Source organism: Micromonospora sp. CPCC 205554 (assembly GCF_036902745.1).
In the GTDB taxonomy this organism is placed as follows: Bacteria; Actinomycetota; Actinomycetes; order Mycobacteriales; family Micromonosporaceae; genus Micromonospora; species Micromonospora tulbaghiae.
Genome location: NZ_JBAKHP010000025.1, coordinates 27,270 through 50,597, shown reverse-complemented (window position 1 = coordinate 50,597; position 23,328 = coordinate 27,270). Strand labels below are relative to the sequence as shown.

26 protein-coding genes are annotated in these 23,328 nt (G+C 73.9%); 6 read left to right on the top strand and 20 right to left on the bottom strand.

Annotated features, from left to right (window positions below):
* Nucleotides 1-48: 48 nt before the first annotated feature.
* The gene (gene rpsT / locus V6U82_RS24695; RefSeq protein ID WP_128138890.1) at nucleotides 49-315 is read left to right on the top strand and encodes a 30S ribosomal protein S20; all 267 of its coding nucleotides are present in this window, start codon (nucleotides 49-51) and stop codon (nucleotides 313-315) included.
* 428 nt (nucleotides 316-743) lie between these two features.
* Here the strand turns inward: rpsT and V6U82_RS24690 are convergent, their stop codons facing one another.
* The 10 genes from V6U82_RS24690 to pepN form a co-directional block, all read right to left on the bottom strand.
* A complete protein-coding gene (locus V6U82_RS24690; protein ID WP_128138889.1) occupies nucleotides 744-1,253 on the bottom strand; it encodes a hypothetical protein in 510 nt (169 codons plus the stop codon).
* Complete coding sequence (holA, locus tag V6U82_RS24685) at nucleotides 1,250-2,230, bottom strand: DNA polymerase III subunit delta (RefSeq protein WP_334464939.1); 981 nt, start codon at nucleotides 2,228-2,230, stop codon at nucleotides 1,250-1,252. The genes V6U82_RS24690 and holA overlap by 4 nt, the downstream gene beginning before the upstream one ends.
* A 123-nt stretch (nucleotides 2,231-2,353) precedes the next feature.
* On the bottom strand, nucleotides 2,354-4,705 hold the full coding sequence (locus tag V6U82_RS24680) for a ComEC/Rec2 family competence protein (RefSeq protein WP_334465011.1): 2,352 nt from the start codon (nucleotides 4,703-4,705) through the stop codon (nucleotides 2,354-2,356).
* A gap of 152 nt (nucleotides 4,706-4,857) precedes the next feature.
* Complete coding sequence (locus V6U82_RS24675; RefSeq protein WP_334464937.1) at nucleotides 4,858-5,811, bottom strand: ComEA family DNA-binding protein; 954 nt, start codon at nucleotides 5,809-5,811, stop codon at nucleotides 4,858-4,860.
* Nucleotides 5,812-5,939: 128 nt separating this feature from the next.
* Nucleotides 5,940-6,716: an SDR family NAD(P)-dependent oxidoreductase gene (locus tag V6U82_RS24670; RefSeq protein ID WP_334464935.1), complete on the bottom strand. Its 777-nt coding sequence runs from the start codon at nucleotides 6,714-6,716 to the stop codon at nucleotides 5,940-5,942.
* Between the two features lie 9 nt (nucleotides 6,717-6,725).
* Entirely contained in the window at nucleotides 6,726-7,580 is an 855-nt protein-coding gene (locus V6U82_RS24665) for a DegV family protein (protein ID WP_128138233.1), read from the bottom strand.
* A gap of 48 nt (nucleotides 7,581-7,628) precedes the next feature.
* On the bottom strand, nucleotides 7,629-8,258 hold the full coding sequence (locus tag V6U82_RS24660) for a histidine phosphatase family protein (protein WP_334464932.1): 630 nt from the start codon (nucleotides 8,256-8,258) through the stop codon (nucleotides 7,629-7,631).
* On the bottom strand, nucleotides 8,255-8,659 hold the full coding sequence (rsfS, locus tag V6U82_RS24655) for a ribosome silencing factor (RefSeq protein WP_013287996.1): 405 nt from the start codon (nucleotides 8,657-8,659) through the stop codon (nucleotides 8,255-8,257). Before rsfS ends, V6U82_RS24660 begins: the two co-directional genes overlap by 4 nt.
* A gap of 110 nt (nucleotides 8,660-8,769) precedes the next feature.
* Entirely contained in the window at nucleotides 8,770-9,366 is a 597-nt protein-coding gene (gene nadD, locus V6U82_RS24650; RefSeq protein ID WP_334464929.1) for a nicotinate-nucleotide adenylyltransferase, read from the bottom strand.
* Nucleotides 9,367-9,449: 83 nt separating this feature from the next.
* Nucleotides 9,450-11,966, bottom strand: coding sequence for an aminopeptidase N (gene pepN / locus V6U82_RS24645; protein WP_334464927.1), 2,517 nt, complete (start codon nucleotides 11,964-11,966; stop codon nucleotides 9,450-9,452).
* A 66-nt stretch (nucleotides 11,967-12,032) separates the two neighbouring features.
* Here pepN and V6U82_RS24640 point away from each other — a divergent pair, with 66 nt between their 5' ends.
* Nucleotides 12,033-12,251 carry a DUF397 domain-containing protein gene (locus V6U82_RS24640; protein WP_013287999.1) on the top strand — a complete coding sequence of 73 codons (219 nt, stop codon included), beginning with the start codon at nucleotides 12,033-12,035 and terminating at the stop codon, nucleotides 12,249-12,251.
* 7 nt (nucleotides 12,252-12,258) lie between these two features.
* Here V6U82_RS24640 and V6U82_RS24635 read toward each other — a convergent pair whose 3' ends face one another.
* A complete protein-coding gene (locus V6U82_RS24635) occupies nucleotides 12,259-12,645 on the bottom strand; it encodes a hypothetical protein (RefSeq protein WP_334464921.1) in 387 nt (128 codons plus the stop codon).
* Between the two features lie 238 nt (nucleotides 12,646-12,883).
* Here V6U82_RS24635 and V6U82_RS24630 point away from each other — a divergent pair, with 238 nt between their 5' ends.
* Nucleotides 12,884-14,149 carry a cytochrome P450 gene (locus tag V6U82_RS24630; protein WP_334464919.1) on the top strand — a complete coding sequence of 422 codons (1,266 nt, stop codon included), beginning with the start codon at nucleotides 12,884-12,886 and terminating at the stop codon, nucleotides 14,147-14,149.
* 27 nt (nucleotides 14,150-14,176) lie between these two features.
* Here V6U82_RS24630 and V6U82_RS24625 read toward each other — a convergent pair whose 3' ends face one another.
* Together V6U82_RS24625 and V6U82_RS24620 are read right to left on the bottom strand one after the other, a co-directional pair.
* On the bottom strand, nucleotides 14,177-15,355 hold the full coding sequence (locus tag V6U82_RS24625) for a zinc-dependent alcohol dehydrogenase (protein ID WP_120568488.1): 1,179 nt from the start codon (nucleotides 15,353-15,355) through the stop codon (nucleotides 14,177-14,179).
* The gene (locus V6U82_RS24620; RefSeq protein WP_334464916.1) at nucleotides 15,352-15,990 is read right to left on the bottom strand and encodes an SRPBCC family protein; all 639 of its coding nucleotides are present in this window, start codon (nucleotides 15,988-15,990) and stop codon (nucleotides 15,352-15,354) included. Before V6U82_RS24620 ends, V6U82_RS24625 begins: the two co-directional genes overlap by 4 nt.
* 119 nt (nucleotides 15,991-16,109) lie before the next feature.
* Between V6U82_RS24620 and V6U82_RS24615 the strand changes: the two genes are divergently transcribed.
* Complete coding sequence (locus V6U82_RS24615; protein WP_334464914.1) at nucleotides 16,110-17,204, top strand: glycosyltransferase; 1,095 nt, start codon at nucleotides 16,110-16,112, stop codon at nucleotides 17,202-17,204.
* Between the two features lie 73 nt (nucleotides 17,205-17,277).
* On the opposite strand, the gene V6U82_RS24610 is transcribed toward V6U82_RS24615, so the two are convergent.
* The 3 genes from V6U82_RS24610 to V6U82_RS24600 are packed head-to-tail and all read right to left on the bottom strand — an operon-like array spanning nucleotide 17,278 to nucleotide 19,191.
* Nucleotides 17,278-17,928: a DUF3618 domain-containing protein gene (locus V6U82_RS24610; protein WP_128137763.1), complete on the bottom strand. Its 651-nt coding sequence runs from the start codon at nucleotides 17,926-17,928 to the stop codon at nucleotides 17,278-17,280.
* Complete coding sequence (locus V6U82_RS24605; protein WP_018787295.1) at nucleotides 17,925-18,377, bottom strand: phage holin family protein; 453 nt, start codon at nucleotides 18,375-18,377, stop codon at nucleotides 17,925-17,927. The genes V6U82_RS24610 and V6U82_RS24605 overlap by 4 nt, the downstream gene beginning before the upstream one ends.
* Before the next feature lie 31 nt (nucleotides 18,378-18,408).
* Complete coding sequence (locus V6U82_RS24600; protein ID WP_334464911.1) at nucleotides 18,409-19,191, bottom strand: hypothetical protein; 783 nt, start codon at nucleotides 19,189-19,191, stop codon at nucleotides 18,409-18,411.
* A 208-nt stretch (nucleotides 19,192-19,399) separates the two neighbouring features.
* Here V6U82_RS24600 and V6U82_RS24595 point away from each other — a divergent pair, with 208 nt between their 5' ends.
* Entirely contained in the window at nucleotides 19,400-19,864 is a 465-nt protein-coding gene (locus V6U82_RS24595) for a DUF4383 domain-containing protein (protein ID WP_181726627.1), read from the top strand.
* An 85-nt stretch (nucleotides 19,865-19,949) separates the two neighbouring features.
* Nucleotides 19,950-20,609, top strand: coding sequence for a DUF6766 family protein (locus V6U82_RS24590; RefSeq protein WP_252454258.1), 660 nt, complete (start codon nucleotides 19,950-19,952; stop codon nucleotides 20,607-20,609).
* 17 nt (nucleotides 20,610-20,626) lie between these two features.
* Here V6U82_RS24590 and V6U82_RS24585 read toward each other — a convergent pair whose 3' ends face one another.
* The 4 genes from V6U82_RS24585 to rplU all read right to left on the bottom strand — a co-directional run bounded on the left by V6U82_RS24585 (nucleotide 20,627) and on the right by rplU (nucleotide 23,258).
* Entirely contained in the window at nucleotides 20,627-21,076 is a 450-nt protein-coding gene (locus V6U82_RS24585) for a GNAT family N-acetyltransferase (RefSeq protein WP_334464908.1), read from the bottom strand.
* 59 nt (nucleotides 21,077-21,135) lie between these two features.
* Nucleotides 21,136-22,587, bottom strand: a complete 1,452-nt coding sequence (obgE, locus tag V6U82_RS24580) for a GTPase ObgE (RefSeq protein ID WP_334464907.1) — start codon at nucleotides 22,585-22,587, stop codon at nucleotides 21,136-21,138.
* 90 nt (nucleotides 22,588-22,677) lie between these two features.
* Entirely contained in the window at nucleotides 22,678-22,932 is a 255-nt protein-coding gene (rpmA, locus tag V6U82_RS24575) for a 50S ribosomal protein L27 (protein WP_013288010.1), read from the bottom strand.
* Nucleotides 22,933-22,943: 11 nt separating this feature from the next.
* The gene (rplU, locus tag V6U82_RS24570; protein WP_018787289.1) at nucleotides 22,944-23,258 is read right to left on the bottom strand and encodes a 50S ribosomal protein L21; all 315 of its coding nucleotides are present in this window, start codon (nucleotides 23,256-23,258) and stop codon (nucleotides 22,944-22,946) included.
* Between the last annotated feature and the right edge of the window lie 70 nt (nucleotides 23,259-23,328).

Genomic DNA, 23,328 nt, shown 5'->3' with positions numbered 1-23,328 from the left:
TCGTGCGCGAAAGCAGACCAACCCGAGCTATCAAGACGAGGCTGTCGCGTGGCGAACATCAAGTCCCAGATCAAGCGCAACCGGCAGAACGAGAAGCGCCGGCTGCGTAACAAGTCGGTCAAGTCGTCGCTGAAGACCGCCATCCGGAAGTTCCACGAGGCTGCCGAGGCGGGCGACACCGAGAAGGCCACCGTGCTCATGCGTGAGGCCACCCGCAAGCTGGACAAGGCTGCCAGCAAGGGTGTCATCCACGCCAACCAGGCGGCCAACCGGAAGTCGGCGATCGCCAAGCGCGTCGCCTCGTTCTCTGCCTGACCAGCGCTACAGATCCCACCGGAAGCCCCGGGGCCACCGCGCCCACGGGGCTTCCGGCTGTCCGCACTCCCCGCCGCACCGCCTGGGTACGGCACGCTCGGAAGACTTCGGCCCCTACGGAGGGCCATATCCGACCACGCGTCATGCCGCGCGGAGATCTTGGTAGGAAACGGCCCTTACCGGGGCCATTTCGTACCAAGATCTGCGGCGTGATCGGTACCACCGGTGACCGCTGTGGCAGTGGCGGCTCGGGGTGGTATGTGCAGCCGACGGGCCGATGATCGCATCGGCGGGAGGATGCGGACCTCGGGAGGCGACGCGGGTGGCTCCGGTGTGCGGCTGCCCCGGCGTCCCCGCTCAGGGCCGCAGGCCGAGGCCCGCCGCAGCCGAGGTGAGCTGCGTGTCGGCGCACACGGGGGACGCCGTGGTCACCGCTCGCCGGGGCGGTCGAACGTCGAGCGTCGCGGATGGTGGTAGCGGATGCCCCGGGGGTCGGCGACCGGCGTCGGACCGCCCGGGAACGCCCGTTCGCTCGCCGACGTCGCGCCGCCTGACCGCGCACTGACGCTTGCCGATGTCGGGGCGCCCGGCAGCGCGCGGGCGCCGGTGGGCACCCGGGCCCGCCCGATCACTGGCTCCATCTGCCGGCGGAAGCGGTCCCGTTCCTGCTCGGGCACCTGCGCGGCGGTGCGGACGACCATCTCGGCCACCACGTCGTTGAGCTTGACCATGGCCGCCACCGCGATCGGCAGCACCAGCACCGCCCACCAGCTCACCAGTTCGGCGAGCGCGAGCAGCACGGCCAGTGCCACCGCACCCTCGAAGAAGAGGAAGCAGAGCACCCCACCCGGGTTGACGAAGCGCAGTCCCAGCACCCGGGCGTAGAGCGGGCGGTACCGCTCCTCGTCCGTGGCCACCGTCGACCACGCTCGGGTCACCGGGCGCCGCCCTGCCGGGCCGCCGCCACCGAGAACACGGCCCGCTCCAGCGCGTACGCCCGGTCGTCGGCACCGCCCTTGACGGCCGCGTTGCACTCGGCGGCCACCCGCATCGCCTCGACCAGGCCCTCGGGCGTCCAGCCCCGGGCGCGTACCTGGGCCTTCTCGATCTTCCAGGCCGGCATGCCGAGCGTCTTGGCCAACTGGAACGCGCTGCCCCGGCCGGCGGCGGCGACCCGGGCCACGGTCCGTACGCCGTCGGCCAGCGCGTCGGCGATCGGCACCGGGTCGACGCCGACGTGCAGCGCCCACCGCAGCGCCTCCAGCGCGCCTGGCACGTCACCGACCATCGTCGCGTCGGCGACGGTGAAGCCGGTCACCTCGGCCCGTCCCCGGTAGTACCGGGCGACCGTGTCCGCGCCGATCCGCCCGTCGGTGTCGGCGACCAGCTGCGAGCAGGCGGCGGCCAGCTCACGCATGTCGTTCCCGACGGCCGCGACCAAAGCGTCGGCCGCGTCGGGCGTGCACTTGCCGCCGATGCGGCGGATCTCGTCCCGCACGAACGCGGCCCGCTCCCGGTCGCCCTTGAGCTTCACCGCCGGCACCACAGCGGCACCCGCCGCCCGCAGGCCGTCGGCGAACGCCTTGCCCTTTGCCCCGCCCAGGTGCAGCACCACGAGCTGCACGTCCGGGTCGGGATTCTTCGCGTACGCCAGCAGCGCGGCGGACAGGTCCTTGCGGGCGTCCTGACCGGAGCGGAGCACGAGCACCCGGCGGCCGCCGAACAGCGACGGGCTGAGCATCTCGACGATCTCGCCGACGGTGAGCGTGCCGGCCTGGTATTCCCGCACGTCCACGTCGGGGTCGACCTCGCGGGCCCGCGCGACGGCTTCGGTGACCGCTCGCGTGGCGAGCAGCTCCTCGTCGCCGAGGACGAGCACAATAGGAGGCAGGTCGGCGGGGGTCACGTCGCCCATACTCGCACGCCCTCCGACCCGGCCGGGCCTGCTCATCGGGGACTGTGACGGCGCAGCCCGCACACAGCGCAAATCCAGACATTTGCCTTGATCCCCCATCTACTGCGACAAGATCCCCCTTGTTCAACGCGGCCGCCCTGACTCGGCGCCACGCTTCACCACGGCGAGACCACCCCCCACCCGGACCGCCGCCACGTCACCGTCGGTGTCGGTACGCACCACCCGCGCACCGCCCCGGGTCAGCCGGTCCAGCAGCCCGGCGTTCGGGTGCCCGTAGTCGTTGTCGGCACCCACGCAGACGAGCGCCACTGCCGGACGCACCGCGGCCAGGAACTCCGGTGCCTGGTACCCCGACCCGTGGTGGGCCACCTTCAGCACGTCGGCCCGGATCTGAGCGGCCGGCGTCGTCTCCAGCACCGCCCGCTGTTCCTCCGTCTCGGCGTCCCCGGTGAGCAGGATCCGTACCCCGCCCACAGTGGCGGCCAGCACCAGCGAGTTGTTGTTCGGGTCGGACCGGCTGCCCCGCACCGGGTACGGCGGCCCGACAGCGACCAGGTCCACCACGCCCGCCCGCCACCGCCAGCCCGCCTGCACCGGGGCCACCGGCGTACCGGCCCGACGGGCCGCCTCGCGTACCTGGGCCGCGCCGTAGGGCGGCTCGGACCAGGACGGACCCACCACCGCACCCACCCGACGGCCCCGGAACACCCCGGCCACACCGCCGACGTGGTCGACGTGGAAGTGGCTGACCACCAGCAGCGGCACCTCGCGTACGCGCAGGCGGCGCAGGCAGGCGTCGACGCCCGACGGTTCCGGGCCGGCGTCGACCACCACGGCCCGGCCGGCGGCGACCGGCAGCACCACCGCGTCCCCCTGCCCCACCGCGCACCCCACCACCACCCAGCCACGTGGCGGCCAGCCGGAGGCGAGCAGTCGCACCGGCACCGCGCCCAGCACCACCGCCACCGCGACGACAGCGATCAGCCGCCGCGCCCGGCGTCGGCGGAAGGCGAGCAGCAGCGCCATGCTCACCGCCGCCAGCAGCAGGGCCCCTGCCACCCCGCCCGCCCACGGCAGGTTCCCGGCCGGCAGGTCCGCCCCGTACGCGGCCACCGCCACCAGCCAGCGCGCCGGCCAACTCGCCAACCAGGCCAGGAACTCCGCACCACCCGGCCACACCGGTGACAACACCGCCGCCAGCACGCCGAGCACAGTGGCCGGCGCGACGGCCGGCACCGCGAGCAGGTTCGCCGGCACCGCCACCAGGCTCACCGTCGCGGACAGCCCGGCGATCACCGGGCCACACGCCAGCTGCGCGGCCGCCGGAACCGCCAGCGCCTCGGCCAGCCCGGCCGGTACGCCGCGGCGCCGCAACGCGTCCCGCAATCCCGGCGCGAGCAGCAGCAGTCCCCCGGTCGCACAGACCGACAACGCGAAACCCGGATCGCCCGCGAGGTCCGGGTCGAACAGGACCAGTCCGGTGACCGCCGCGGCGAGGGCGGGCAGCGCCGACCGGGACCGCCCGGCGGCGAGCGCGGCGAGCCCGATCGCACCCATCGCTGCGGCACGCACCACGCTCGGCGAGGGCCGGACCAGGATGACGAACCCGACGAGCGCGAGTACGCAGAGCGTGGCGGCGGTACGCGGACCGGCGCGTGCCCAGCGGGCCAGCAGCAGCACCGCCCCGACGACGATCGCCACGTTGGAGCCGGACACCGCGTTGAGGTGCGTCATCCCGGTGGCCCGGAAGTCCTCCTCCACCTCGGGCAGCAGCCGGCTGGTGTCGCCCACCACCAGACCGGGCAGCAGCCCGCCCGGCGCGTCGGGTAGCGGCTCGCAGGCCCGTTGCAGGCCGGCCCGCAGCACGCCGGCGGCCCGTTGCGGCCACGACGCGTCGCCGCGCAGCGTGGGCGGATCGGCGGTGGAGAGCACGGCGGCGGTCAGGTCGCCGCCGCGCGGGGCGGACAGCCGTCCCCGGCTGGTGACCCGCTGCCCGGGGAGCAGTGGACGCCAGGCCGGATCGGTGGCGAGCACCAGCGCGCGCACCGGGCCGGTGACCCGGGTGCCGTCGGGTCCGGTGAGCCGGATCAGATCCACGCGGACCAGCAGCATCGGCGGACGGCCGGGCGCACCGCGTATCGGACGGGGGTCGTCTCGGAGCACCAGCTCGGCGGTGACCGGTGCACGGTCGGTGAGGAGCGCGCGGACCGGGGCGGCGTCGCGGACCGCGACGCGGGCGCCGGTGGCCGCCGCACCGCAGAGCGCGCCGAGCAGCACGGCGACCGCGATCCAGCCGTAGCGGCGCACCGTCGCACCCGGCCGGCCGAGCACGCCGCCCAGGTGCATCCCCACGAGCAGGGCGATCGCGGCGGCGACGGCGGCCACCCACACGCTCATCCGGACCGTCAGGTGCAACCCGGCCAGCGCGGCGAGCCAGGCGGCCACCGCCAGCCCGGCCAGCCGCAGGTCGGGCACGTCGCGGCCGGCCGCGTCACCGTCGACGGGCGCGGGGAGCCCCTGGCCACGCTCACCGCCCGCCGCAGCGCCGGCCGGCCCGGTCGCGCGAGCACCGGCTCGTTCGGGGGCGCTCTCGCCGGTGAGGCCGGGGCGCGGCCCGCGTCGGCCGTTCACACCGTCACCAGTTCCTTGAGCTGCTCGTACCGGGCGTCGCCGATGCCGTCGACCTGGCGCAGGTCGGACACGGACCGGAACCCGCCGTTGCGGTCCCGGTGGTCGAGGATCCGCTGGGCGAGCACCGGGCCGACGCCGGGCAGCGCGTCGAGCTGGGCCAGCGTCGCGGTGTTGAGGTTGACCGGTCCGGCGGTCGCCGCCGAGCCGCCCGGCGCACCGCCGCCCGCTGCGGCGGGTCCGGCCTGCCCCGGTGGGGCGGTGACGCCGACCAGGATCAGCTCCCCGTCGGTGACCTTGCGAGCGGGGTTGAGCAGCGCCACGTCGACGCCGGGCAGCGCGCCGCCCGCCGCCTCGATCGCGTCGGCCACCCGCGCGCCGGCCGGGAGGCGGACGAGGCCGGGGCGACGGACCTTGCCGGCCAGCGCGACCACCACCTGACCGGATGAGCCGACCGGCGCGGGCACCCCGGGAGCCGCTTCGGTCGCCACACTCACGGGCGCCTCGGAGGACGCCGCGACCGGCTGGACGGGCTCAGCGCCGGGGCGCGAGCGCCACGCCCAGACGGCCGCCACCACTACCACTACCGCCGCCACCGCCGCGAGCGCACGCACACCCCGCCGGCCGGGGTCGAACGCCCCGGGACCGGGTAGCCGGGACGGCAGGTTCCGCTCGGCTGCCGGCGTGTCGTGGATCGCGTCGACGTCCGGTTCGGCGGAGGCGGGCTCGGCCTCGAACGGATGTTCCCGTCCGCCGTAGCGCTCCGGGAAGCCGGGACGCAGCCCGAGAACCGGCTCGATCTCGGCCGGCACAGACCGGAGCCGGCCTCGGAGATCCGGATGGCCGGATTCGCGCACGTGGCCGGCGCGGATCGGCGGGACGGCGGCGGCGTCCGCGAACCCGAACAGCCGGGCGAGCCGCCGCCGTACCGTCGTCTCCTCGTCGTCTGGCACGGCTCGGGACGCTACGGCGACGGCTCGTCAACCGTCGGCCGGTGAACCAGCACCTGTGGACGACGGGAGCACTGTGGACAGGAACCCGATCAGGCCCTGACTGTGCTAGGGCGGCCGGGAGGCGAAGCTCAGCGCGCCTCCGGGTCCAGGCCGAGCGCGGCCCGTCCCCCGTCGACCGGCACCGTCGCGCCGTTGACGAACGAGGCGCGTTCGGAGAGCAGGAACGCGACCACCTCGGCCACCTCGCCGGTACGCCCGATCCGGCCGAGCGGGTGCAGCCGGGCCATCTCCGCGTCGACGTGCGCCACCCCGGCCGGGTCGAGTCCGGCCAGGTAGGCGGCGTGCCGTTCGGTGTGGACGGACCCGAGCGCGACGGCGTTGGCGCGGATGCCGCGCGGACCGTAGTCGACGGCGAGCGCCCGGGTCAGCCCCTCCAGCGCGGCCTTCGCGGTGGCGTACGGCAGGGCACCGGGCACCGCCCGGCGGGCCTGGTGGGAGGAGACGTTGACGATCGCGCCGCCGGAACCGGCGGCCAGGAACCGGCGTACGGCGGTGCCGGCCCCGGCCACCGCGGGACGCAGGTTGAGCGCGATCAGGTCGACCACCTCGCTCGCGGGCGCGCGGTGCAGATCGGCGTCGCGGAAGACGGCGGCGTTGTTGACCCAACCGGCCAGCGGCGCGTACGCCTCGGCGCGGTCGGCGGCCCGGCCGGTGACCGCCTCGTCGCCGGCGTCCCCGGTCACGGCGTGCAGCCGGTCGGCCAGTGGATGCCGGGCCAGCCAGTCCACCGCGCTGGTGTCCCGCTCGACCACGACCACAGTGCCCCCGTCGGCGGCCAGCCGCTCGACGACGGCCCGTCCGACGCCGCGCCCGCCGCCGGTCACGACGTACGACAGTGCGCTCATCCAGCCACCCTAGGGCGTGCGGCGGTGCACCACCACGCACGCCAGCCCCGGCCCGGCGTGCGCGGCGACCACCGCTCCGGCCTCGGTGACGTACGTGTCGTGCAGCCGGTCGCCCAGTCGCTCGGTCAGCGCCGTCAGCAACTGCTCGGCCCGCTGCGGCGCGGCGAGGTGGTGCACGGCGAGGTCCACAGGGGCGTCACCGGCTGCCTCGACGGCGAGGTCGACCAGGCGTGCCACGCCGCGGCTGGCGGTACGCACCTTGTCCTTGACCACGATCGCGCCGTCCGGCATGTGCATGATCGGCTTGACCGAGAGGGCGGTGCCGAGCAGCGCCTCGGCCGCGTTGATCCGGCCGCCCCGGCGCAGGAACTCCAGCGTGTCGACGTAGAAGTAGATGGTGGTCCGGGCGACCGCGTCCAGCGCCGCGTCGCGTACCCCGGTCAGGTCGGCGCCCTGCGCGGCGGCCGCGGCGGCGGCGAGCGCCGGGAAGCCGAGGCCCATGCCGGTGGATCGGCTGTCGACCACCGTGACGCGGTCGTCGCCGACCTCCGCGGCGGCCAGCCGGGCGGCCTCGACGGTGCCGGACAGTTCGGCGGACAGGTGCACCGACACCACCCCGTCGGCGCCCTCGGCGAGCAGCGCGCGGTAGACCTGCGCGAACTGTTCCGGCGCGGGCCGGGACGTGCTCACCGAGACCCGCCGGCCGCTGAGCGCGCGGGTGGCGTCGGCCGGGGAGGTCTCGACGCCCTCCAGCCCTTCCGCGCCGTTGAGGACGACTGTGAGCGGAACGACTGTGAGCCCGCGTGCGCGGACCAGGTCGGGGGGCAGGTAGGCGGTGGAGTCGGTGACGACCGCGACGGGCATGACCGGCACGCTAGCCGATGGCGCTGTGACGTGCCGGGGCCGGAGGTGTCAGACCGCGTCGGTGAGCGCCGGCTGGGTGATCAGGCCGACGTTGTGCGCCCGCAGGTGCCAGCCCCGGACGTCGTCGTGGCGCAGTTCGGTCCAGTGGCAGTTGGACAGCGCGCCGAGGCTGCGCAGCACCGTGTGGTCCCAGCCGAGCAGGTGCCCGACGCCCTGCCGGGCGCCGCCGCCGTGCGTGGTCACCACCACGGTGCCGCCGACGGCGAGGTCTGCGGCGTCCTGGAATCCGGCGCCGAGCCGGGCGCCCAGGTCGTACAGGGGCTCGATGCCGGCACCGGGGTCGGGGTCGCCGGCCCGCCAGCGGGCGTACTCGTCGGGGAACCGCTCGGCCGCCTCGGTGAGGGTGAGGCCCTGCCACTGGCCGAAGTGCCGTTCGCGCAGGCGGGCGTCGGAGCGGACCGGCAGCCCGGTCAGCGCCGCGAGCGCGGCGGCGGTGTCGGCGGCCCGGCGCAGGTCGCTCGCGACGATGGCGTCCGGGCGCAGCGCGGCGAGCACCGGCGCGGCGGCACGGGCCTGCTCCCGGCCGAGGTCGTTGAGCGGCACGTCGGTCTGCCCCTGGACCCGGCTCGCGGCGTTCCAGTCGGTGTTGCCGTGCCGCCAGACGATCAGGCGGGTCATTCGGCGGTGGCGGTGCCGGCGGCCGAGTCGGCCAGGTCGCGATCGGTGAACGGGATCTGCGGGCAGTCCTTCCAGAGCCGGTCGAGCGCGTAGAACTCGCGCTCCTCGGTGTGCTGGACGTGGACCACGATGTCGACGTAGTCGAGCAGCACCCAGCGGCCACCCCGCTCGCCCTCGCGGCGCACCGGCTTGGCCTTCTCCGGCAGCTCCAGCAGGCGCTCCTCGATGGCGTCGACGATGGCGAGCACCTGACGCTCGTTCGGAGCGGCGGCCAGCAGGAACGCGTCGGTGATCGCGAGCTGGTCGCCCACGTCGATGATGACGATGTCCTGTGCCTTCTTGTCGGCCGCGGCCTGGGCGGCGGCCATTGCCAGCTCGTGCGCGCGTTCGGAAACTGTCACCGTTCTCCTTCGATCAACCGTGCGACCCTCCAAGCCTCTCACATCCGGCGGTGCGTCGACTTGTCAGTTCTGGTCGATTTCAGGCATGAACCGGGACTTTCGGGGGCGAATCACCGCTGGTAGAGACGCCGTTTCGCGATGTACTGCACCACACCGTCGGGCACCAGGTACCACACCGGCTCTCCCCGGGCGACCCGCGCGCGGCAGTCGGTCGAGGAGATGGCCATCGCGGGCACCTGCACCAGGCTCACCGAGTCGGCCGGGAGGTGCTGGTCGGTGAGCTCGAAGCCGGGCCGGGTCACGCCGATGAAGTGGGCCAGTTCGAGCGCGTCGTCCAGGTCCTTCCAGGAGAGGATGCGCTCCAGTGCGTCCGCGCCGGTGATGAAGAACAACTGCGCCTTCGGACCGTACTCGGCGTGCAGGTCGCGCAGCGTGTCGACGGTGTAGGTGGGACCGCCCCGGTCGATGTCGACCCGGCTCACCTGGAAACGCGGGTTGGAGGCGGTGGCGATCACCGTCATGAGGTAGCGGTCCTCGGCCGGGGTGACCGCTTCCTCCGCCTTCTGCCACGGTTGCCCGGTCGGCACGAACACGACCTCGTCCAGACCGAACCGGTCGGCCACCTCGCTCGCCGCCACCAGGTGCCCGTGGTGGATCGGGTCGAACGTGCCGCCCATGATGCCGACCCGCCGGATGTCTTCCTCCACCCAGCGATCGTAGGCCGCGCCGCGCACAGGCCCGGACGGGGTCGGCCACGCCGGGCGGATGAGCCCGCCCGGCGTGGCTCCGGTCAGGCCGACGCGGCGGCCACCGCCGTCCGGGCCACGAGCGCCCGGCGCATGTCGTCGTCCAGGTCGGTCACCCACCGCCGCAGGCCGGGCGTCAGGTCGTCGCGGGCCAGCAGCGCCGCGGCCGTCTCCCGGGTGGTCTGCGCCACGGCGTAGCGGGGGTACGCGGCGACGGTGACCGCGTCGGCCACCCACGCGGTACGCAGACGCGCCGCCGCCGGCATGTCGGCGAAGTAGCGCTCCACGTAGCCGGCGGTCAACTCGGCCTGCTCGGGCTGCCAGAAGCCCTCTGCGGTCGCCTCGACGAGCCGGTTGGACAGCTCGGTGCTGCGGGTGACGATCTCCCAGGCGGCCCGTTTCGCGTCGGCGTCGGGCAGCGCGGCCCGGCACGCGGCGGCCTGCTCGGCGCCGGTGGCGCTGCGGTCGGCGTCGGCCTCGGCGTCGATCTGCGGCGCCCCGGCGGCGCCGAGCACCACGAGCCGGCGCAGCACCGCCCAGCGCAGGTCGGCGTCGACCGCAAGCCCCGGCGGCACGCCCTCGCCGGCCAGCCAGCCGGTCAGCATCGCGGTGTCGGTGGTGGCGCCGATCAGACCGCGCGCGGCGGCGAGCTGCAACGAGCCGCCCGCGGACGCCGAGTCGAGCAGCGCCGCGCAGGCGTTCGCCACCCGCAGCAGCGCCGCGTCACGGGCGAGCGGATCGAGGTAGCGGTCGATCAGCCGGCGGCTGAGCAGCAGCACGTCCTCGACGATCGTCACCTCGGTCTCGGCCGGAAGCGCCGCCCCGATCAGCTCGGCGAGCGCGCCGGCCGGCCGTTCCCCGTCGGTGACCGCGTCCAGCGTCTCGGCCCAGAGCAGCGCCCGGGCCAGCGAATCGTCGAGCGCGGGAAGCAGCAGCGGCACCGCGTCCGCCGAGGCCGGATCGAGCCGGATCTTCGCGAACGTCAGGTCACCGGCGTTCGGCAGCACGAGCCCGGTGGCGGGCCGCCCGACCAGCTCGGGCAGGGGCGTACGGCCGCCGGCGGCGTCCGGGTCGAGGTCGACCTCGAACCGGTACGCCGGGCCGTCCGCGGCGTGGTGGGCCACCGCGATGCGGTGCGGCCGCAGCACCGGGTGGCTCGCCGGGGCGGTCTGCACGATCGCCACGTCGGTCCACCGCCCGTCGGCGTCCACGGCGGTGTCGACCCGCAGCGTGTTCACCTGGGCGCGGCGCAGCCAGCGCTCCGCCCAGCCGTCCAGGTCGCGGCCACTCGCCGTGCCGAGTGCGGCCAGCAGGTCGGCGAGCGTGGCGTTGCCGAACCGGTGCGCGGCGAAGTGCGCGTTCAGCCCGGCCAGGAACGCCTCGTCGCCGAGCCAGGCGACGAGCTGGCGCAGCACGCTGGCGCCCTTGGCGTACGAGATGCCGTCGAAGTTCAGCAGCGCCTGGGCGGCGTCGGCGACCTCCTCCGGCGCCACCGGATGGGTGGAGGGGCGCTGGTCGGCGGTGTAGCCCCACGCCTTGCGACGGCTCGCGAACGTGGTCCACGCCCGGTCGAACCGGGTCGCCTCGGCGGTGACCCGGGTGCCGAGGTATTCGGCGAACGACTCGTTGAGCCAGAGGTCGTCCCACCAGCTCATGGTGACCAGGTCGCCGAACCACATGTGCGCCATCTCGTGGGCGATGGTGGTGGCGCGCAGCTCCCGCTGGGTGTCGGTGACGGCGGAGCGGAAGACGTAGTCGTCGCGGATCGTGACCAGGCCCGGGTTCTCCATCGCGCCGGCGTTGAACTCGGGCACGAACGCCTGGTCGTACTTGCCGAACGGGTAGCGCTCGGCGAAGAGCTGGTGGAAGCGGTCGAAGCACTGCCGGGTGACGGTGAAGATCTCGTCGGCGTCGGCGTCCAGGTGGGCGGCGAGCGAACGCCGGCAGTAGAGGCCGAGCGGGATGCCGTCGTGCTCGGCGCGCAGCACGTGCCACGGCCCGGCGATCAGCGAGACGAAGTAGGTGGCCAGCGGCTCGGTGGGCGCGAACTCCCAGCGCCCCGGCGCGGGCCGGTCGGCGAGCGGCCCGTTGGCGGCGACAGTCCACTCCGGCGGCGCGGTGACGGTCAGCGTCACCGGTGCCTTCAGGTCGGGCTGGTCGAACGCGGCGAAGATGCGCGGCCCGTCGTCCAGGAAGGACATCGCGTAGAGGTACGTCTCGCCGTCGGCCGGGTCGACGAAGCGGTGCAGCCCTTCGCCGGTGTTGGAGTAGGCCATCTCGGCCTCGACGGTGAGCGTGTTGGTCGCGGCCAGCCCGGTCAGCGGCAGCCGGTCACCGGCCAGCAGGGCCGGGTCGAGGTCGCGGTCGTTGAGGCGGGCGGCGAGGAGTCGGCGCGGCTTGACGTCGACGAAGGTCTCGGCGCCGGGGGTGGCCCGGAACCGGATGGTGACGGCGGAGCGGAACCGCTCGGCGTCGCCGGTCAGGTCGAGGTCCACATCGTAGGACTCAACGGTGATCGACGCGCGGCGCGCGGTCGCCTCTGCACGGGTGAGGCTCGGCATCCGCTTATCCTGCCCGATGAGGTCCGCTCGGGCCTTCCCGTTACGCACGGCGATGGAGGAGCAGCGATGGGTCAGCACCCCAAGGGCGATTTCGACCTCTCCCGGGCGGTTTGGCAGCGGGCTGAGGGCGACACCTCCGAGGGAGCGGTCGAAGTGGCCTTCGTCGACGACCTGATCGGTATGCGCAACTCCGCCGAGCCGGACGGGCCCGTGCTGGTCTTCACCCAGGCCGAGTGGGACGCGTTCGTCGCGGGCGCCCAGGACGGCGAGTTCGACCTGGACTGAACGCACCTCAGTCACCGTCGCCCCAGCCGAGGCCGCCCGGACCGGGCGCGTGGTGGAAGCCGGGGTGACCGGCCACGTCGGCGCAGCGCTCGCCGTCGGGCCCGGCCGCGTCGCAGAACAGCCGCTCGGCGCGGTGCCAGGCGTCCGCCGGGGACAGCGCCGCCGCGCCGAGCGCCAGCTCCGGGCGGAGCAGGCCGAGCGCTTCGGCGTACGCCACGGCGTGCTCCCGCGCGACGGCGGGATCGGCGGCGGCGAAGCCCAGGTGAACGGTGAAGTGGCGCGGCGGGCGGGGTGCGGAGCGCCGGGGCGCGCCGATGAGCGGCCCGTCGCGGCCGTCGCCGCGCAGCCGGGCCGACGCCTCGCGGTGCCGTCGTGCCGCCCTGTCGTCACGCATCGGTGCCCTCCCCCGTCGCCGGTGACGCCCGCCGGACGTCGTGCCGGCGGGCGGCGGACCGGTCGCCGCCGGTCCGCGAATCCGAGGAAACCAGCTTTTCCGCGCCCGGGGAGGGGCCAGCAACCGCCCGCGTGGCCGGCCCCTCCCCCGAAGGGCCGCAGCTGCTGAAATGGAGGGTTCGGCCGCGCCGGCCCGGGTAGGTAGGCAGGGTCGCCGAACCGCGTCAGGAGCAGCCGAGATGAGCACCATGCCGAGCGACCGGAGCCCGGACAGCACGATCGCTTTCCTGCGGGAGGGCTACCGCTTCGTCGGCGACCGCTGCGACCGCCTCGGCAGCGACGTCTTCCAGACCCGGCTGCTGCTGGAGCCGACGATCTGCCTGCGCGGCCGGGAGGCCGCCGAACTGTTCTACGACGAGGAGCGGTTCGTCCGGCGCGGCGCCATGCCGATGCGCGGGCAGCGCACACTCACCGGCGTCGGCGGCGTGCAGGGCCTCGACGGACAGGCGCACCTGGTCCGCAAGGCGATGTTCATGTCGATCATGACCCCGGCCGCGATCCGCCGCCTCGGGGAGATCTTCGACGAGCAGTGGCGGGCCCGGATCCCCGACTGGGCCGGGGGCGGTCCGGTGGTGCTCTACGACGAGGTGGGAAAGATCCTGACCCGTACGGTCTGGGCCTGGGCCGGGGTGCCGCTGGCCGAGGCCGACGTGCCGCGCCGCACCGCCGAGATGCACGCGATGATCGAGGCGCCGGCCGCGCTCGGCCCCCGGCACTGGCGCGGACGGCTCGGCCGCCGGCACGCGCAACGCTGGGCCGGCGACCTGATCGAGCGGGTACGCGCGGACGCGGTGCCCGCCCCGGAGGGCAGCGCGCTGGCGGTCGTGGCCGGGCACCGGGACGAACGGGGCCTACCGCTGCCGCGCCGGATCGCCGCCGTGGAGCTGCTCAACGTGCTGCGCCCCACCGTCGCGGTGGACCGGTACGTGGTCTTCGCCGCGCTGGCGCTGCACGACCACCCGCACTGGCGGGACCGGCTACCCGGCGACGACGCCGCGACCGAGCAGTTCGTGCAGGAGGTACGCCGCTACTACCCGTTCTTCCCGGTCGCCGCGGCCCGGGTACGCCGCTCGTTCACGTGGCGGGGGTACTCCTTCCCGCAGGGCCGGCGCGTGCTGCTCGACCTGTACGGCACGAACCACCACCCCGACGTGTGGCCCGAGCCGGAACGGTTCCGGCCGGAACGCTTCGCCGGGTGGCGCGACGACCCGTTCGGCTTCGTCCCGCAGGGCGGCGGCGACCACTACACCGGGCACCGCTGCGCCGGGGAGTGGATCACGATCGAGCTGATGAAGCGGGCGGTGACCAACCTGACCGGCGCGATGACGTACCGCGTACCGCCGCAGGACCTGGCGCTCGACCTCGGCGCCATGCCGGCGTTGCCGCCCGGCGGGCTGGTGCTCGACGGGGTACGTCCGGCCGAGGGGGTACGCCCGCTGCACTGAGCGGTCGCACCCCCTTCCGCGGGACGGTCAGGCGGCCTGCGGGTGCAGCACGGTACGCAGGCAGCCGTCCTCCTTCTTCTCGAAGATCTCGTAGCCCCGGGCGCCCTGTTCCAGCGACATCGGGTGGGTGGCCAGGTAACCGGGGTCGATCTCGCCGGCCGCGACCCGGTCCAGCAGCATCGGGATGTAGCGCTGGGCGTGCATCTGCCCCATCCGCAGCACCAGGGCCTTGTTCATGGCCGCGCCGAGCGGGAACTTGTCCACCAGGCCGCCGTACACGCCGACGATGCTCACCGTGCCGCCCTTGCGCGCCGCCATGATCGCCTGCCGCACCGAGGTGGGCCGGTCGGTCTGCGCGCGTACCGTCTGCTTGGCCTTGTCGTACGCGTACGCCGGGCCGACGTCGTGCGACTCCATGCCGACGGCCTCGATGCAGGCGTCCGGGCCGCGCCCGGCGGTCATCTCCCGCAGCGCCTCCAGCACGTCGGTCTCCGCGTAGTTGATCGTCTCCACGCCGAGGCGCTGCGACGCGGTGGCGAGCCGCTCCGGCAGCCGGTCGATGACCACGACCCGCTCGGCGCCGAGGATCTGCGCGGACCGGGCCGCCATCTGGCCGACGCCGCCGGCGCCCCAGACCGCCACCACCTCGCCGCCCTTGAGGTCGCAGAAGTCGGCGGCCATCCAGCCGGTCGGCATGGCGTCGGAGGCGAACACGACCGAGTCGTCCGGCACCCCGTCCGGCACGGTGAACGCGCCGACGTCGCCGAACGGCACCCGGATGTACTCGGCGTGGCTGCCGGAGTAGCCGCCGGCCGCGTGCGAGTAGCCCAGGATGCCGGCGGGCGAGTGGCCCCACAGCTTCTCGGTGAAGACCGGCTGCGGGTTGGAGTTGTCGCACAGCGAGAACTGCTCGGTGCGGCAGTACCAGCACGAGCCGCAGGCCACCACCGAGCCGACCACCACCCGGTCACCGACGGAGATGCGCCGCACGTCGGGGCCGGTCTCGACCACCTCGCCCATGAACTCGTGGCCGAGGATGTCCCCCTCGCGCATCGCCGGCAGGTAGCCGTTGATCAGGTGCAGGTCGGAGCCGCAGACGCTGCTCGCCCGTACCTTGACGATGATGTCGCCGCCGGACCTGATCGTCGGTTCCGGCACGTCCCGCACGGCCAGCTTGCCGACGCCCTCCCAGCACAACGCCCTCACGGTCGTCCTCCCGCCATCAGCTTCTCGCGTACCTTGTCCGTCGCCCGTTCCTGCCGCGGGCTGCGCCCGGACGGGTCGTGCCGGGTGTCGAGCACCTGCCCGGTCTCGATCAGCGACTTGATCCGGCGCAACGTGGTGCGCAGACCCAGGTCCGGGTCGCTGCCGCCGACGAGGCCGACCGCCCGCCGGATCGGGCCGGACCGCCAGCGCAGCTCGGCCCGGATCTCGGTGCCCCGGTCCTGCGGGGCGGCGGCCAGCTCGACCCGGCCGCGCTGGGCCACCGGCCCGTCGGTGACCCGCCAGCTCAACCGGCCCGGACCGTCGACGGTGATCTCGGCCCGCCACTCGGTGCCGCCGCCGGCCGGGTCGGCCGCCACGCAGCGCCACCGGTTCGCGTCGAGCTGCTCCAGCGTCGCCCACTCGGCCAGGCCCCGGTCCAGCCGTTCCCGATCGGTCCAGAAACCGATCACCTCGTCGACCGGCCGGTCCACGGTGATCCCGCGGTGCACCACGTACCAGCCGTCCTCCCGGTCGGGCTGGTGCCGGTGCCGCCGCCGGGCCACCGTCCGGGTGACCCCGAGCGCGGTCACCGCGGCGGCGCCGGCCAGCGCCCATCTCGTCGCGTTGCTGGGCATCACGTCTCCTCCCGACTCGGACCGTCCGTATCCCGCTGCGCTACCCGGCGCAGCGCGCCCGAAACGGTTTCAGCAGCCGCATTCCGGGCAAGTCGCGTGACCGACACGAGGGAGGCGACGTGAACCGACCTGCCGCCGCACACCCGCACGACGCGGGCGCCGCGTCCGCGCCGGTCCGGCTCCCGATGGCGTACGTCCTGCCGCTGCGCGCCCACGACGACAGCGGCCTGGACGAGCTGACCGGATACCTGCGCGAGCTGAGCCGCTGGGTCGACGTGGTGGTGGTCGACGGATCGGCGCCGGAGCTGTTCGCGCGGCACGCCGCCGCCTGGCACGGGCTGGTGCGGCACGTACCGCCGGACCCGGCGCTGCGCGGGCGCAACGGCAAGGTGCTCGGCGTACTCACCGGCGTCGCGCTGGCCCGGCACGAGCACGTGGTGATCGCCGACGACGACGTCCGGTACGACCGGACGGCCCTGCGCGCCGTGCACCAGATGCTGGACGGGGTGGACCTGGTCCGGCCGCAGAACCACTTCGACCCGCTGCCCTGGCACGCCTGGTGGGACACCGGCCGGACGCTGCTGGCCCGCGTCTTCGGCGGCGACTGGCCGGGCACGCTCGCGGTGCGGCGGAGCACGTTCCTGGCCATGGGCGGCTACGACCCCGACGTGCTCTTCGAGAACCTGGAGCTGGTCCGGACCGTGCGCGCGTACGGCGGCAGCACCGCCACCCCGGCTTGGCTCTACGTGCGGCGGCTCCCGCCCACCGCCGCGCACTTCCTCGGGCAGCGCGTCCGCCAGGCGTACGACGAGACGGCCCGGCCGGTGTGGCTGCTGGCCGCGCTGGCGGTGCTGCCGGCGACGGTGGCCGCGCTCGCCACCCGCCGGCCCGGGCTGCTGCTGCGCGCCGGGCTGGCGACTGTCGCCGTGGCGGAGCTGGGCCGGCGGCGGGCCGGCGGCGCCCGGGTCTTCCCGGCGCACACCAGCCTGGCCGCGCCCGCGTGGGTGCTGGAACGCGGCCTGTGTGCCTGGCTGGCGGTGGGGCGGCGGCTACGCGGCGGGGTGCCCTACGCGGGTGCCCGGCTGCGGACGGCGGCCAACCCCACCCGGGTCCTGCGCCGGCGGATGACCCGGCGCCGCCCCGACGATCTGGTGCTCTGGGTGGAGACCGGCGCGGTGCCCCCACCGTTGCGCGCCGAGCGGGCGGCACCCTGAACGGTCACGGCACGGGAAGGGCCCGTCCGATCGACGATCGGACGGGCCCCGGGCCGGAAGCGGGAACGGACCGTCAGGACCGCACCTCGTCGCGCGCCTGCTCGGCGCTGTGCCGGACGTCCTGGGCGGCGGCGCGGCCGTCGTCCTTGACCGTGTACGCGGCGTCCTGCGCGGTGGCCTTCACCGACTCGGCGGCGTGCTGCGCCGGCTCGCGCAGTTCCTCCTTCAGCTCACCGGCGACCTCGCCCAGCTTCTCCTTGACGACGCCGCCGTGCTCGGCGGCCTTCTCCTTGACCTGCGCGGCGACCTGCTGCTCGCGGCGGGTGGCCGGGATCAGCGAGGAGACCAGCATGCCGACGCCGAAGGCGATCACGCCGGCGGCGATCGGGTTGCCCTCGGACTTCTGCCGTACCACCTGCGGCGCCCGGTGGGCGGCGTCGCTCACCGTGGCCGCGGCGGACTGCGCCTTGTCGCCCACCGTGGAGGCCATCGAGGAGGCGTGGTCGCCCACCGAGTGGGCGGCGTGGCCGGTGCTGTGGCCGAGGTCCGATGCGGTTCCCATCACCTTGTCCTTCACGTTCGTCAGCGCGGTGCGTACGCGCTGCTTGCGGTCGTCGACGATGCGGCTCGGGCTGACCTTGTACGCCAGGGCGTCCACGTCCGAGCTGAGGTTGTTGCGGGTGGCTTCGATCTCGCGGCGGATCTGCTCGGGATCGGTGCTCATCGGGTGACTCCCTCCGGGTGCGGCTTGAGCGCGTCGGGGATGCGCTGCACGCTGTCGTTGGTCTGCTTCAGGCCGCGGATCCGCTCGGCGTTCTTCTTGCCCATCGAGTACAGGACCGCTGCGACAGCGGCCCAGATGACGGCCACGATCAGCGCGGCCAGCCCGGAGTCCATGACGTTGTCGAGGAACTGCCAGATGGCGATCGAGACGAAGAGCGCCACCATGTAGCCGCCGAAACCGGCGCCGCCGAACAGGCCGGCGGCCTTGCCCGCCTTCTTGCCCTCCTGGCGGATCTCGGCCTTGGCCAGCTCGACCTCCTGGCGCATCAGCGTGGACAGGTCGGTGGTGACCTGACGCATCAGGTCGCCGAGCGAGCTGCCACGCACCTCGTCGGCGTGGGGCGGGGCGCCCGCCGCCTGATAGCCGGGGTCCTGCGTGGGTACGGTCATGCCGTCGCCTCCCTTCTGCCGGTGCGGCCGGTCACGGGCGGGGAGCGCCGGTCGACGGGACACCCGGCAGCGGGTCGGTGCGCTCCGGCGGCGGCAGCGGCTGACCGGTACCACCCACCGGGTCGGCCCAGGTGTTCGGGGCGCCGCCACCCGGGTAGGTCGCACCCGGCGCGGAGTAGCCCGGGTCCGGCTCGGCGTAGCTGCCCGGCGTCGGGTCGAGGTAGCCGCCCGGCGGCACCTGGTCCGGCACCTCGCGGGCGGTCGGGATGACGGCGGTGCGGTCCGGGTCGTACGCCGGCCGCGCCGTGCTGTCGTCGCCGAGCGCGGTGATGTTGCGGGTGAGCCGCCCGGCGACCACGCCGAGCAGCGCCGCGCCGACGAGGAACGTGCCCGGGTTGCGGCGGGCGTAGGTCTTCACCTCGTTGAGCAGGTCGCCCGGCTCGCGCTGCTCCAGCCAGCCGGCCACGCCGTGCACGCGCTCGGCCGCCTGGTGGGCCAGCTCGGTGACCGGCCCGGAGCCGCCGCCCTGCTGCGCCATGGTGCGCATCTCGTCGGCGAGCGACCGCAGTCCGCTGGCGGCGCGCTGCTGCTGCTGACCGGCCTGCGCGGTGACCTGACCGCGGGCCTCGCCGTAGAGGTCGCGGGCCTGCCGCTTGGCCTCGCCCACCACCTCCCGGCCCTGCTCCTTGGCGGTCTGCGCGACCGCGCCGCCCGCGCTTGCGGCGTCTGAGCCGACCTGGCGGGCCTGGTCGCGCACGCCGCCACCGTTCGTCGACTGGTACGTGGCCGAACTGGGAGAAAGATCCTGAGTCATGGTGTCCCTTCCGCTCGTGTGTTCCCAGCGGGTGTCTTCGGGGGGTACGCGGATTGTTTCCGCGTGACAATCGCCCTACCCCAGGTCGGCGGGTCCATGCCTGTTTCCTGATTTCTCTGCCGGAGCGGCCCGCCCCGGTCAGACAATGGAATGCCTGCCCGCCCGGGCGGCGGCGAGTCCCACGGGGGTGACAGGGATGGCACGTGACCTGCGCGAACACGCGTCCGCCCGGCCTGCGGTGCAGAAGGTCGCGCTCGCGGCGGCCGCCCTCTTCGCGCTGATCGGCGTGCTCGGTTTCGTGCCCGGCATCACCACCCACTACGGCGACATGACGTTCGCCGGGCACCACTCCGAGGCGAAGCTGCTCGGGGTGTTCCAGGTGTCGGTGCTGCACAACCTGCTGCACCTGTCGTTCGGGCTGGTCGGTCTGCTGATGGCCCGGCGGCTGGGCGGTGCGCGGGTGTTCCTCGCCGGCGGCGGCGCGCTCTACCTGGTGCTGTGGCTGTACGGCTTCGCCATCGACCGGGACACCGCTGTGAACTTCGTGCCGGTGAACGACGCCGACAACTGGCTGCACCTGGCCCTCGGCTTCGGCATGCTCGCCGCCGGCCTGCTGCTCAACAACAACCTCGGCACCGGCAGCCGGGTGGAGGCACCCTTCGACCGCCCCTGACCAGGCGCGACACGCCGAGCAGGCGTTTGCCCCGGCCCGGTGCCGGGCAGGAGGGCAACCGCGAACGGGTCGAGGAGGTCCGGCGATGCCACGGTGGTTGCGCGACAACATGCTCTCGATAGCCATGCTCGGCGCGTTCCTGGTCTTCCTGCTGCTGCAGAGCGTCTTCGGCTGGCAGGTGCACAACGAGGAGCTGAGCCAGTACGGCGCCGAGCCGCTGAGCTGGTGGGCCTACCTCGGCACCGGGCACTTCGCGGAGGCGGTGTTCGAGAACTGGGAGTCGGAGTTCCTCCAGATGGGCGGCTACGTGCTGCTCACCGCGTACCTGGTGCAGAAGGGCTCGGCCGAGTCGAAGCCGGAGGACCAGACGGACCGGCCGGAGGACAACCGCGACCACGCCGGCCCCGACTCGCCGTGGCCGGTACGCGTCGGCGGGCTGCCGCTCGTGGTCTACCGGAACAGCCTCGCCATCGCACTCCTGATGATCTTCGGGGGCGCGTTCCTGGGGCACCTGTTCGGCGGCGTGGCCGCCTACAACCAGGAGCAGGCGCTGGAGAGCGGCGCCGCCCCGATCAGCGCGTGGCAGTTCCTCGGCACCAGCGACTTCTGGTTCCAGTCCATGCAGAACTGGCAGAGCGAGTTCCTCGCCGTCGGGGTGCTGATCCTGCTCAGCATCGTGCTGCGCCAGCACGCCAGCCCCGAGTCCAAGCCGGTCACCGCGCCGCACGCGCAGACCAGCGCCTGAGCGTCAGGGGCCGCCGATCAGGCCGCCACCGGCAGCCGCTTGGCGAAACAGACGCTGTACGGGTTGTCCACGTACTCGCCGTAGACCGGGATCGGCTCGTACCCGCTGGACCGGTAGAGCCCGATCGCGGCCGGCAGGTAGGTGCCCGTCTCCAGGCACACCGTGCGGTGCCCCTGCTGGAACGCCAGCTCCTCCAGCGCCACGAGCAGCTGCCGGGCGATGCCCCGGCCCCGGTACGCCGGCCGCACGTACATCCGCTTCAGCTCGCCGGTGTCCGCGTCGAGCGCCTGGAGCCCGCCGCAGCCGACCGCCCGGCCGCCGATCACGACGGCCAGGTAGTGGATGTCGGTGTGCACGACTGTGACCTGCCCGTCCAGCCCGCCGTCCGCGTCACGCAGCTCACGCTGCTGGGCGACGACGAGCGCGGCGATCTCCGGATCGGTGGCGGGACGGGACTCGATCAACATGCCCGTACGTTAGATCGGCCGGATTTCGCGCAGGTTTCCCGCCACCGACCCGGAAACGGCTACTCGGCGTCCGCTTCCGCCGCCGGCGTGGCCTCGACCTCGTCCTCCGGCCGCACCCGGCGGGCCTTGCGGGCCGCGAGCCGGTCCGACGCCGACGGACGGTTCGACTTCTCCTCCAGCCGCACGTCGGTGCCCCGGTTACCGGGCACGAAGTCGACACCGGCGTAGAGCGTCGGCTGCCAGTCGAACTCCCGGTCACCGATGCGCACCAGGTCACCGGCCTGCGCGCCGGCCTTGGCGAGCTTCTCCTCGACGCCCAGGCGGGCCAGCCGGTCGGCCAGGTAGCCCACTGCCTCGTCGTTGTCAAAGTTGGTCTGCTTGACCCAGCGCTCCGGCCGGCTGCCGCGCACGGTGTACGAGCCGTCCGGCTCGGCCTCGATGGTGAAGCCGGCGTCGTCGACCGCCTTCGGGCGGATCACGATCCGGGTCGGCTCGGCCGGCGGGGCGGCGCGGCGGCCCTGGTCGACCAGCTCCGCCATCGCGTACGTCAGCTCGCGCAGGCCCTCGCGGGTCGCGGTCGAGATGTCGAACACGCGCAGGCCGCGCGCCTCCAGGTCCGGACGGACGATGTCGGCCAGGTCCTTGCCGTCGGGCACGTCGACCTTGTTGAGCGCGACCAGCCGGGGCCGGTCGGCGAGCCCGCCGTACTGGGACAGCTCCGACTCGATGGCGTCGATGTCGGCGAGCGGGTCGCGGCCGGGCTCCAGCGTCGCGGTGTCGATCACGTGCACCAGCACGGCGCAGCGCTCGACGTGGCGGAGGAACTCCAGGCCCAGACCCTTGCCGCTGGCCGCACCCGGGATCAGGCCCGGCACGTCGGCGACGGTGAAGGTGTGGTTGTCCACCCGGACCACGCCCAGGTTCGGCACCAGCGTGGTGAACGGGTAGTCGGCGATCTTCGGCTTGGCCGCGGAGATCACCGAGATCAGCGACGACTTGCCGGCCGACGGGAAGCCGACCAGGCCCACGTCGGCGACGCTCTTGAGCTCCAGCACCACGTCGAGCCGGTCGCCGGGCTCACCCAGCTCCGCGAAGCCGGGCGCCTTGCGGCGGGCGTTCGCCAGCGAGGCGTTGCCGCGCCCGCCCCGGCCGCCCCGGGCCGCCTCGAACGTGGTGCCGACGCCGACCAGGTCGGCCAGCACCTCACCGTCGAGACTCTGCACGACGGTGCCGTTCGGCACCTTGATGACCAGGTCACGGCCGTTGGCGCCGTCCCGGTTCGAGCCGGCGCCGCCCTTGCCGTTCTCGGCCTTGAGGTGCGGCCGGAAGTGGAAGTCGAGCAGCGTGGTGACCTGCGCGTCGACCACCAGCGACACGCTGCCGCCGTGGCCGCCGTTGCCGCCGTCCGGCCCGCCGAACGGCTTGAACTTCTCCCGGTGGATCGAGACACAGCCGTGCCCGCCGTCGCCGGCCTGCATGTGCAGGACGACCCGGTCAACGAACGTCGTCACGACGCCAATCCTTCCAGCGGGGTCCGCCCCGCACGTGAAAAAGCGAAGCGGGCCGGGACTCGAGGTCCGCGGCCCGCAACGCTTTCAGAACTACTGCTGCGGCACGATGCTGACGGTCTTGCGACCGCGCTTGGTGCCGAACTGCACCGAACCGGCGGCCAGCGCGAACAGCGTGTCGTCGCCGCCACGGCCGACCAGGTCACCGGGGTGGAACTTGGTGCCACGCTGACGGATGAGGATCTCACCCGCGCTGACGACCTGACCACCGAAGCGCTTCACGCCGAGTCGCTGGGCCGCGGAGTCACGGCCGTTACGCGAGCTGGACGCACCCTTTTTGTGAGCCATTGGAGGACGACCTACTTCCCGCTGGAGATGCCGGTCACCTTGACCTGGGTCAGCGGCTGGCGGTGACCCTGGCGCTTGTGGTAGCCGGTCTTGTTCTTGAACTTGTGGATCCGGATCTTCGGGCCCTTGGTGTGCGCGGCGATCTCGCCGGACACCGCGACCTTGGCGAGCTTCGCCGCGTCGGTCACCAGGTCGTCACCGTCGACGAGGAGCACCGCGGTGAGCTTCACCGCGTCGCCGGGGGCACCGGCGAGCTTCTCGACCTCGATCACGTCGCCCTCGGCGACCTTGTACTGCTTGCCGCCGGTCTTGACGATCGCGTACATCGGAGGCGGACTCCCTGTCGTTGAGGCTGCTGGCGTCTATTGCACCGTTGCCGGCTGTCACACCGTCGAC

Coding starts and splice junctions, on each gene's coding strand:
- holA (WP_334464939.1), bottom strand. CDS start 2,230: ATGGGCGACGTGACCCCCGCCGACCTGCCTCCTATTGTGCTCGTCCTC.
- V6U82_RS24670 (WP_334464935.1), bottom strand. CDS start 6,716: ATGAGCGCACTGTCGTACGTCGTGACCGGCGGCGGGCGCGGCGTCGGA.
- V6U82_RS24665 (WP_128138233.1), bottom strand. CDS start 7,580: ATGCCCGTCGCGGTCGTCACCGACTCCACCGCCTACCTGCCCCCCGAC.
- V6U82_RS24660 (WP_334464932.1), bottom strand. CDS start 8,258: ATGACCCGCCTGATCGTCTGGCGGCACGGCAACACCGACTGGAACGCC.
- pepN (WP_334464927.1), bottom strand. CDS start 11,966: ATGCCGAGCCTCACCCGTGCAGAGGCGACCGCGCGCCGCGCGTCGATC.
- V6U82_RS24640 (WP_013287999.1), top strand. CDS start 12,033: ATGGGTCAGCACCCCAAGGGCGATTTCGACCTCTCCCGGGCGGTTTGG.
- V6U82_RS24635 (WP_334464921.1), bottom strand. CDS start 12,645: ATGCGTGACGACAGGGCGGCACGACGGCACCGCGAGGCGTCGGCCCGG.
- V6U82_RS24630 (WP_334464919.1), top strand. CDS start 12,884: ATGAGCACCATGCCGAGCGACCGGAGCCCGGACAGCACGATCGCTTTC.
- V6U82_RS24620 (WP_334464916.1), bottom strand. CDS start 15,990: ATGCCCAGCAACGCGACGAGATGGGCGCTGGCCGGCGCCGCCGCGGTG.
- V6U82_RS24610 (WP_128137763.1), bottom strand. CDS start 17,928: ATGAGCACCGATCCCGAGCAGATCCGCCGCGAGATCGAAGCCACCCGC.
- V6U82_RS24605 (WP_018787295.1), bottom strand. CDS start 18,377: ATGACCGTACCCACGCAGGACCCCGGCTATCAGGCGGCGGGCGCCCCG.
- V6U82_RS24600 (WP_334464911.1), bottom strand. CDS start 19,191: ATGACTCAGGATCTTTCTCCCAGTTCGGCCACGTACCAGTCGACGAAC.
- V6U82_RS24590 (WP_252454258.1), top strand. CDS start 19,950: ATGCCACGGTGGTTGCGCGACAACATGCTCTCGATAGCCATGCTCGGC.
- V6U82_RS24585 (WP_334464908.1), bottom strand. CDS start 21,076: ATGTTGATCGAGTCCCGTCCCGCCACCGATCCGGAGATCGCCGCGCTC.
- rpmA (WP_013288010.1), bottom strand. CDS start 22,932: ATGGCTCACAAAAAGGGTGCGTCCAGCTCGCGTAACGGCCGTGACTCC.
- rplU (WP_018787289.1), bottom strand. CDS start 23,258: ATGTACGCGATCGTCAAGACCGGCGGCAAGCAGTACAAGGTCGCCGAG.